General features: G+C 68.3%; 11 protein-coding genes and 2 pseudogenes. 4 read left to right on the top strand and 9 right to left on the bottom strand.

Annotated elements, in window-relative coordinates:
* Positions 1-455: hypothetical protein (locus ACWCO3_RS27830; RefSeq protein ID WP_450012842.1), on the top strand; the 455-nt coding region annotated here is incomplete at its 5' end.
* 15 nt (positions 456-470) lie between these two features.
* Here the strand turns inward: ACWCO3_RS27830 and ACWCO3_RS27825 are convergent.
* The 4 genes from ACWCO3_RS27825 to ACWCO3_RS27810 form a co-directional block, all read right to left on the bottom strand.
* A complete protein-coding gene (locus ACWCO3_RS27825) occupies positions 471-815 on the bottom strand; it encodes a cupin domain-containing protein (RefSeq protein ID WP_358074344.1) in 345 nt (114 codons plus the stop codon).
* A 97-nt stretch (positions 816-912) separates the two neighbouring features.
* Complete coding sequence (locus ACWCO3_RS27820; RefSeq protein WP_358074347.1) at positions 913-1,929, bottom strand: ABC transporter permease subunit; 1,017 nt, start codon at positions 1,927-1,929, stop codon at positions 913-915.
* On the bottom strand, positions 1,926-2,807 hold the full coding sequence (locus ACWCO3_RS27815) for an ABC transporter ATP-binding protein (protein WP_145783311.1): 882 nt from the start codon (positions 2,805-2,807) through the stop codon (positions 1,926-1,928). Before ACWCO3_RS27815 ends, ACWCO3_RS27820 begins: the two co-directional genes overlap by 4 nt.
* Positions 2,804-3,193: a GntR family transcriptional regulator gene (locus ACWCO3_RS27810; protein ID WP_145783308.1), complete on the bottom strand. Its 390-nt coding sequence runs from the start codon at positions 3,191-3,193 to the stop codon at positions 2,804-2,806. Before ACWCO3_RS27810 ends, ACWCO3_RS27815 begins: the two co-directional genes overlap by 4 nt.
* Positions 3,194-3,311: 118 nt before the next feature.
* On the opposite strand from ACWCO3_RS27810, the pseudogene ACWCO3_RS27805 reads away from it, so the two are divergent.
* A pseudogene (locus tag ACWCO3_RS27805) lies at positions 3,312-3,554 on the top strand (YxiG-like protein); the annotation flags it as partial.
* Positions 3,555-3,802: 248 nt separating this feature from the next.
* Here ACWCO3_RS27805 and ACWCO3_RS27800 read toward each other — a convergent pair.
* The 4 genes and pseudogenes from ACWCO3_RS27800 to ACWCO3_RS27785 form a co-directional block, all read right to left on the bottom strand.
* The gene (locus tag ACWCO3_RS27800) at positions 3,803-3,997 is read right to left on the bottom strand and encodes a DUF7710 domain-containing protein (protein WP_450012844.1); all 195 of its coding nucleotides are present in this window, start codon (positions 3,995-3,997) and stop codon (positions 3,803-3,805) included.
* 491 nt (positions 3,998-4,488) lie between these two features.
* Positions 4,489-4,895 (bottom strand): annotated as a pseudogene (locus tag ACWCO3_RS27795) (arsenate reductase ArsC).
* Entirely contained in the window at positions 4,892-5,626 is a 735-nt protein-coding gene (locus ACWCO3_RS27790) for an MIP/aquaporin family protein (protein ID WP_358053437.1), read from the bottom strand. Before ACWCO3_RS27790 ends, ACWCO3_RS27795 begins: the two are co-directional and overlap by 4 nt.
* On the bottom strand, positions 5,623-5,997 hold the full coding sequence (locus tag ACWCO3_RS27785) for an ArsR/SmtB family transcription factor (RefSeq protein WP_450012839.1): 375 nt from the start codon (positions 5,995-5,997) through the stop codon (positions 5,623-5,625). Before ACWCO3_RS27785 ends, ACWCO3_RS27790 begins: the two co-directional genes overlap by 4 nt.
* Before the next feature lie 77 nt (positions 5,998-6,074).
* Here ACWCO3_RS27785 and ACWCO3_RS27780 point away from each other — a divergent pair, with 77 nt between their 5' ends.
* Complete coding sequence (locus ACWCO3_RS27780) at positions 6,075-6,542, top strand: ArsI/CadI family heavy metal resistance metalloenzyme (RefSeq protein ID WP_450012837.1); 468 nt, start codon at positions 6,075-6,077, stop codon at positions 6,540-6,542.
* Positions 6,543-6,793: 251 nt separating this feature from the next.
* Entirely contained in the window at positions 6,794-7,258 is a 465-nt protein-coding gene (locus ACWCO3_RS27775; RefSeq protein WP_450012835.1) for a GNAT family N-acetyltransferase, read from the top strand.
* A gap of 88 nt (positions 7,259-7,346) precedes the next feature.
* On the opposite strand, the gene ACWCO3_RS27770 is transcribed toward ACWCO3_RS27775, so the two are convergent.
* On the bottom strand, positions 7,347-7,862 hold the full coding sequence (locus ACWCO3_RS27770; protein WP_450012833.1) for a hypothetical protein: 516 nt from the start codon (positions 7,860-7,862) through the stop codon (positions 7,347-7,349).
* Between the last annotated feature and the right edge of the window lie 109 nt (positions 7,863-7,971).

The raw sequence follows: 7,971 nt of genomic DNA, 5'->3' as shown, positions 1-7,971 counted from the left end.
GATTCGAGGCGCGGTGTGGTTACCCGCCGGGCCGACACACGATCGGAGGCCCCGCGGGGGAGGAGGAACTCGCCTCGCTGGCGACCATGTGCCCGCCCGGCGATCTGCTCGCCTGGTACCGGCAGGTGCGTGAGGTGAGCCTGCCGGACGTCGGCAACGGCGTCTTCATCCACGACCCCGGCCTGGTCGCGCGCCGAGAAGTCACAGCGGTCCGGGGCCGTTGTGCCGCTGACGTGGTCGTGTTCGCCAGCGACGGTGGCGGCACCCTGTTCGCGGTGGAGGCGGTCAGCGGCTCGCCGGTATACCGGCTCCCCGCCGGGGAAGTCGTTGCCGGTGTGTACTGCAGCGACGACCAGCGATTCGCCGTGGTGGCGGAAGATCTTGCCGGGTTTCTCGACCGACAGCGTGACGCGGTCGAACTGTTCGTCGCCACCGGCGCGGGCGTCGATCTGTAGCGAGGTCGCGACCGCCTACCCGGCTCGCCGGTCTGGAGCGCGCGAGCCGTACGCCGGGCCGAACACCACCAGTAGCGCCAGGTCCTCGGTGACCTCGTCGAACCGGTGCTCCTCGCCGGCCGGCACGAAGATCACCGAACCCGGGCCCACCTCGGCTGCGCCGTCCGGGGTCACGATTCGGGCCCGCCCGGCGGTGACCACGTAGATCTCGTCCTCGGTGTGCGGGCTCTGATCGTCGAGACCGCCCGCCGGGATGCAGTACGTTCCCACCGACAGGTCCGGCACCCTCAGGTGTTCGACCCAGTCGTTGGCGGCCCCGACAGGTGCAGTCCACCGGCCCGCCCCTTCAATGATCTGCATTGCAGAACCCTAAGGGACGTCTCGCAACTGGGTGAAGGCGTTTCCCAGCGCTGGCCGGTGGGGGCAGTCGCGCCGTCCACCCCCACCGGCCGTGCCGTCACACCAGTCTGCGGCGCACCCACCAGAGCGACAACAGGGACAGCAAGACGGTCAACGCGATCAGGACGCTGAACTCCCGCCATTGCAGGTCCCAGAACTTCGAGCCGGGCACGTAGCTCACCTTCACGCTGAGGTTCTGCTGCTCCAGCCACCTATGGCACGCGTCGCGACCACCGGCCGCCTTCGGACCGCACTGGGTCATGTCGGCCGGACCGGTGAACTCCGCTCCGGTGGAGGTGATCGTGGTGCTCGACACGACCCAGTCACCCCTGCGCTCGGGCTGGACATGGAGCGTCATCTGTCCGGTGTCGACGCTCATTGAGATCCCGAAATCATCGTCCATGCTCAGCGGACTGACCGTGGTGACCGGCTGGGCCAGCCAGGGGCGCACCACGATCGGCGCGGCAATCTGGAGACTGACCACCACCAGCAGGGTCACCGCCATCGCGCCGAGGGTCCGCCGCAGCAGCAGCCCGGTGGCGACACCCACCACGAAGGCCAGCGTCGCGTAGCCAACCGGCACAATCCCTCGGGCCGCGAACACCAGCGGGTTCATCCGGTCCGCCGAGGCCCCGTCGATCGGCTGCGCCCACTCGGTCAGCACCAGGCTGAGCAGGCCGGCACCGAGCGCGGCGGCACCGCCGCCCAGCGCAAGTTTGACCAGCATCCAGCGGTCCCGGCTGACGGACTGGCTGAAGACCATGCGGTACGTCCCGGACTCCAACTCCCGGGCCACCAGCGGCGCGCCCCAGAAGATGCCCATCAGGGCGGGCAACAGGTACAGGGCCGCGATGGCGGCGATGTGGAATTCACTCGCCCATCCCGATTGCAGCGCCTGGAGGAAGGCCTCGCCGGCGGCAAGGCAGGCGTCGCCCTGGCACCCGGTGTATCCGGTCTGCGTGGCCAGCTCCGTCACCTCCGCCCAGGTCAGCGCTAGACCGGCCACGAGCACCAGCAACAGGGCGCCGGTGGCCAGGGCCGGGGTCCGGAACTGCCGCCAGGTCATCCAGATCATCGCTGTCCCTCCAGAACCCGATCCGACCCGCCGCCGGTGGCCCCGCTCATGTACGCCAGCACGATGTCCTCCAGGTCCAGCCGGTCGACCTGCCACGACGCGTCGACGATCGGCGCGGTGCTGCGCACCACCAGGGTCGACTGCACCGCGGTGTGGCTCTGCTCGATCAAGGCCTGCCCGGTGCCCAGGTTGGCGGTGTCGCGCCGCCGCCCGACCAGGCGGTGGTGGGTGGCGAGCAGGTCGTCCACGTCGCCGGCCACCCGCACCCGGGAGGCGACCAGCACGATCAGGTGGTCGCAGACCCGTTCCAGGTCGGCGACCAGGTGCGAGGACATCACGATGCTCATGCCCTGCTCGGCGGCCAGCTCCATCAGCCCCTGCAGGAAGTTGCGCCGGGCGAGCGGGTCGAGTGCCGCCACCGGCTCGTCCAGCAGCAGCAGATTGGGCCGCTTCGCCGCGGCGACGGTCAGGGCAAGCTGGGCGCGCTGGCCGCCGGAGAGCTTGCCCGCCTTCTGCGCCGGGTCCAGGCCGACCTGGGCGATCCGCCGCTCGGCCAGCCCGGTGTCCCAGGACGGGTTGAGGTGGGCGCCCATCCGCAGGTGGTCCGCGACGGACAGGTTGGCGTACACCGGGGTGTCCTGCGCGACGAACCCGACCTGCGCCGACCCGCTGGCCGGCCGCGCGCCGAGCACCTCGATCCGCCCCGAGGTCGGACCGAGCAACCCGCAGGCCAGCTGTAGCAGCGTGGACTTGCCTGCGCCGTTGGGCCCGACCAGACCCACGACGTGGCCGGCCGGAATGTCCAGAGTGCAGTCCTTCAATGCGAAGCGCCGCCCGTACCGCTTGCTCAGACCTTCCGCGATCAGCGCGCTAGTCATCCTCGGGCCTCCGAAAAGGTCCGGAAGCTGCTGAGGAAGAGCGCTTCGATGCTCTCGTCGTCCAGGCCCGCATCCCGAGCCTCGTTCAGCCAGCGCGTCAGGTCCTGCCGCAGCGGTTCGTGCTTGCCCAGCGAGTCGGAGCCCAGCGTGCGGGTGACGAACGTGCCCAGGCCGGGCCGGGCCGCGACCAGACCCTCGTACTCCAACTCGCGGTACGCCTTGGACACCGTGTTCGGGTTGATCGCGACCCGGGCCACCACCTCCTTGACGGTGGGCAGCTTGTCGCCTTCGTTCAGGACCCCGAGCCGGAGCGCGTGGCGCACCTGTTGGATGAGCTGCATGTACGGCGCAACCCCGGACCGCGAGTCCAGGTGAAACTCGATCACCTCGCCACCCCATTCCACTAGTTGCCTAGCAGAATAGGGTCATGGGTGGTCCCCGCGCTACCGAAGAACGAACATCGCGCCGTGGGATCTCGGCTGACCACCTGTCGTGGCACGTCAGGGCTTCGACCTGGACGGCCTCCTGTGGGCAGTGCGCTGGCAGCCGCTCTACCCAGGCGCGGAGGCGGCGGCGGACTCCGAGCGCGCGCGCTGGCTAGAGGCCGCGCAGGGCCTCGTAGAAGTCGTCGCCCTCTCTTCCCCAAAGGGACAGAGAGCCGTCGACGTTGATGCTGCCCATGTACCAGCCGTCGTCGGCCACATGAGCGAGGCACAGGCCGTCGAAGCCAAGTACCAGGTCCGGTGAGACCGGGGTGTAGCCCGATCCTTGCTGCCAAACTGCCGCTGGTCGGTCCGCTGGTAGTACGACGGCAGATTTACTTCCAGACACACGACGTATCCGCCGCAAGGTCCAGCCGCGAGGGAGGGGTCGAGTCACGGCCTCATGATCGCACGCTGTGCGGAGGGGCAGGCTGGTCCTTGCGCGCGCCGAGGGCAGAGGCGGGCACGAAGAATCGTGACACGTCGGCAACGAGCGCAGGTAACTGTGAGGGCTCAGCGACCAGCCGATGCGCCGCACTGCCGTCGGAAGCTACCGGCCGCCACAGCCTGGTCGTAGCAGCCGACGCTCACGGGGTACGCGCTCAGGGTGCCCGACAGTCGATGCCGTTCTGCCCATGCGAGTCCGTCAGCTCGAGACCGAAACACTCCGGAAGCGAAGCGGGCGTTCGAGCCGTGAAGGACCCACACCGTCGAGGCCGCCGCGTCGTGCAGGTCAGGTTGTTGGGTGTAGGCACGGTCAGAGTATTCCGGCGTGCGCTCCGTGCCAGCACAAGAGGATCGAAGCGAGAATGCTTGCAAGCTGTGGTCCAGGGCCTTCGGCGTCGAGCGTGCAAGCTGACTCGCGGCGTGTAGACGATAGGGGTTAGTTCCTGCCGTGACTGCGCGGAGATCCAGTCACTGTCCAGCAGCGGGGCGCTGCGGTCGAGGAGGGCCCGAGTCGTGGTGGGGTTGTCGAGAGCGAGACCGCGGCGTGCGGCCAGCAGGGCCCAGGGCACAGACAACGTGGAACGTCGGCGACGCCACGCTGAGCAGGCCAGACCGCCTCCAGGCCGTCGAAGGTCGATTGTGAGCGACCAAGGACGACCAGTGGTGACGACATCTGCCCAGGCGGCAACGTGCGGCCAGACTGGCGGTGCCTGCCTTACCTGTATCTCGTGATTGGCTGACCAGCCTGGAGGTCACCGATCGCCGTGGAGGTTGGCGAGCAGAGCGGCGACTCGGACCTTGATGTCATCGCGGACCTGGCGGACGACGTCGAGGGGTTGGCCGGCGGGGTCGGTGAGCTTCCAGTCTTCGTAGCGCTTGCCGGGGAAGACGGGGCAGGCGTCGCCGCAGCCCATGGTGATGATGACGTCGCTGGCTTCGGCTGCGTCCCAGGTGAGCTTGGCGGGGGTCTGGTCGGTGATGTCGATGCCGACTTCCCGCATGGCTGCCACGGCGACCGGGTTGATGTGGTCGGCGGGCTCGCTGCCGGCGGAGCGAACCTCAACGGTGTCGCCGGCGAGATGGCGCAGCCAGCCGGCGGCCATCTGGAGCGGCCGGCGTTGTGGACGCAGACGAACAGGACGGTGGGCTTGCTGCTCATCGAGCTTCGGTCTCCTGGGTGAGGTGTGGGACGACGGCGTCGACGGTGTCGGCGGCGTGGGGGTACCAGGCGGCGATGGCGGCGATGGCGACCAGGCCGCCGACGAGTTGGGCGGCGATGAAGCCGGGTACCGAGGTTGGGGCGATACCGGCGAAGGTGTCGGTGAAAGCTCGGCCGATGGTGACGGCGGGGTTCGCGAACGACGTTGACGACGTGAACCAGTACGCCGCGCCGATGTAGGCGCCCACGGCGGCCGGGGCGGCGGTGGTGCGGCCGGAGCGGGCGAGGGCGAAGACCAGGACGACCAGTCCTGCGGTGGCGATCACCTCGGCCAGCCACAGGTTTCCCCCGGTCCGTTCGGTGCGGGACCAGGTCACGGCAGGCAGGTCGAACATCAGGTGAGCCAGGACCGCGCCGGTGATAGCTCCGCCGGTCTGTGCGGCGGTGTAGGCGGCGAGGTCCCGCCCGGTCAGGCCGGTGCCGGTGCGGCTGCCCAGCCACCAGTCGACGGCGGAGACGACCGGGTTGAAGTGTGCGCCGGACACCGGGCCGAAGGTCAGGATCAGCGCGCCCAGGGCCAGCGCGGTGGCGATCGCGTTTTCCAGGAGCTGGAGACCGACGTCGGTGGGGGAGAGTCGGGCGGCGGCGATCCCGGAGCCGACCACGGCGGCGACGAGGAGGGCGGTGCCGGCGAACTCCGCCGAGGCCCGCCGGGGCAGGCCAAGGCTCACGCGGTACTGCTGACGGCCGGGGCGGCGGAAATGTCCAGGAGCGCGCCGAGCTGCCGGAACGCTTCCGGCTTCACCCGATACCAGACCCAGGTGCCGCGCCGCTCCGAGTCGACCAGGCCCGCCTCGCGCAGCACCTTGAGGTGGTGGGAGATGGTTGGCCCGGACAGGTCGAACGCCGGGGTCAGGTCGCAGACGCACATCTCTGGCACAGAGGCGATCATCGACATCAGCCGTAGCCGGATCGGATCCCCGAGGGCCTTGAATAGGGGTGCAACCACTACGGCCTGCTCGGCGTCCATGGGGCGGACCGCGAGCGGGGAGCAGCAGGCGACCGCCGTGAGGTCCACGACCGGCAGCTCTTGTTTCGACATTCTTCTAGCTTGACAGATTTCGAAACAGGGTGCAACGTAGGTCTTGCTTCGATAAGCATCTAGACAAGGAGATGGTCGTGTCCCGTGTCCAGCTCGCCCTGCGCGTATCCGACCTTGAAGGCTCCGTGGCCTTCTACGCCAAGCTGTTCGGCGTCGAGCCGGCCAAGCGCCGCCCCGGCTACGCCAACTTCGCCATCGAGAACCCGCCACTCAAGCTCGTGCTCCTTGAGGGCGGGGCCGACCAGCCCACCGTCTTGGACCACCTCGGCGTCGAGGTCGCCAGCACCGATGAGGTCAACGCCGCCACCAAGCGCCTCACCGACTCCGGCCTGATCACCCTGGAGGAGAACAACACCGAGTGCTGCTACGCCCTCCAGGACAAGGTGTGGGTGCGCGGCCCCGGCAACGAGCCATGGGAGGTTTACACCGTCAAGGCCGACGCCGACACCCTCACCAAGACGGCCGAGGGTGAGTGTCGCTGCGGCGAACCGACCGACGCCGAAAAGCAGCCGGCCACCAGTGGAGCCGCATCGAACTGCTGCTGATCGTTAAGCACTCGCGCGCCCGCCATTGATCCATAAGGCGGGCGCGCAGTGCTGGGGCACCCGCTCTAAGTCCGCTTCAACTCTCCGACGTGCTGTCTGGAGGTCCCGCAGGCAGCTGCGGCCGAAGGGCGTCGCAGCCCACGCAGGATTATCGTCGGCGTGGGCGAATCGGTCTTCCGCCAAGCCGTGCCGCACGAGGGCAGACATGAGCGGCACGATTCCTACGGCCAGGTTCCTGTCAGACTGCTCGGATGATCGTCAGACTTGCGGGAGAGCAAGACTTCGATGGCTTCCTTGGCCTGGCGGCTCAGGTCGAGTGCTGGTTCGGCCCGATGGTCGAGGATCTCGGCTTCCATGACGCTGTGCGCAAGCACGTTCGTCGGTCCACGGCGATCGTCGCTGTTTCCTCGGGTCCGGATCTCCTGGGTGGGCTGTTGTTCGCGGCGAAGGCCCCGACCTACCACGTCCACTGGCTTGTCGTATCTGAGCAGTCACGGGGGAAGGGCGTCGGTCGTGCGCTGATGGCGGAGGTGGTGCGGAGGTTTGTGTCGGGCCCTGGCACCGTTGAGGTGGTCACCTTTGGGGCCGATCACCCAGGTGCCTCCGTCGGCGGTGCACGTGTCTTCTACGAGCGCCTTGGTTTCGCCCCTGCCGAGGCTGCCGATCCGGGTCCGGAAGGCGGTTCCCGGCAGGTTTTTCGCCTGGCCGTCACCTGATTCATGCCACGGTGGCCTGTGTCACAACGTTGCGCAGGCGCTCGTCGGCGTTCGACGTAGGTGCGGCTCTACCGCGCGGTGGGGTAGGTCATGGGTCGATGCGGTTACGCCGGTAGCGCTGTCCTGGTTTCTGGCATTCGAGCCCGTTCTCGTCCATGGCGTTGAAGACGGTTAGCCATGCTGGATCGAGGTCGAAGCCGACCGCAAGACTGCCGTCTGCCATGTCCTGGTCGCCTCCGATCCATTCGAGCAGTTCAGCGTGGCGCAGCGTGTGGCCAGGCAGGTTAACAAGCTCCGGCGTCGGGTCTGGGCGCCAGGCGAGGTGGAAGTGGGGATCCTCGATTGCCCGGGACGGGTTGATGGTGTTCCAGGTGATGGAGAGGTCGTCAAACTTCTGATGATCGATCTCGACCTGCTCGGCACCGAAGTCGAGCAGGACGGGCGCGTCGGTGAACCACTCGTCATCATCGAGGTCCCAAACCAACCAGACATGGTGCAGGGTGAGGCCGACCAGTCCGGCGAGGCGTCGGGCGTGTGCGGCTGCGATGTTGCTACGGCCGTTGAGCCATTGCGGCTGGTAGTCCTGAATGCCGTAGCGGATCATGGGCTGAGTCTGCCACCCGGCGGAGGCTGCCTCTCGTGTCTGCGTTCTACAACAAGGTGGACCTGCTGTCCCTGGGCATCGCCCTGGTGCTCGGCACCGCCGGTCTGCC

It is taken from the genome of Micromonospora sp. NPDC002411 (assembly GCF_053592955.1).
This window is presented reverse-complemented; position numbering and strand designations above follow the sequence as displayed.

Excerpts from the sequence above, each read along its gene's own strand:
- ACWCO3_RS27825 (WP_358074344.1), bottom strand. The coding sequence starts at position 815 with ATGCAGATCATTGAAGGGGCGGGCCGGTGGACTGCACCTGTCGGGGCC.
- ACWCO3_RS27820 (WP_358074347.1), bottom strand. The coding sequence starts at position 1,929 with ATGATCTGGATGACCTGGCGGCAGTTCCGGACCCCGGCCCTGGCCACC.
- ACWCO3_RS27815 (WP_145783311.1), bottom strand. The coding sequence starts at position 2,807 with ATGACTAGCGCGCTGATCGCGGAAGGTCTGAGCAAGCGGTACGGGCGG.
- ACWCO3_RS27785 (WP_450012839.1), bottom strand. The coding sequence starts at position 5,997 with ATGTCGAAACAAGAGCTGCCGGTCGTGGACCTCACGGCGGTCGCCTGC.
- ACWCO3_RS27775 (WP_450012835.1), top strand. The coding sequence starts at position 6,794 with ATGATCGTCAGACTTGCGGGAGAGCAAGACTTCGATGGCTTCCTTGGC.
- ACWCO3_RS27770 (WP_450012833.1), bottom strand. The coding sequence starts at position 7,862 with ATGATCCGCTACGGCATTCAGGACTACCAGCCGCAATGGCTCAACGGC.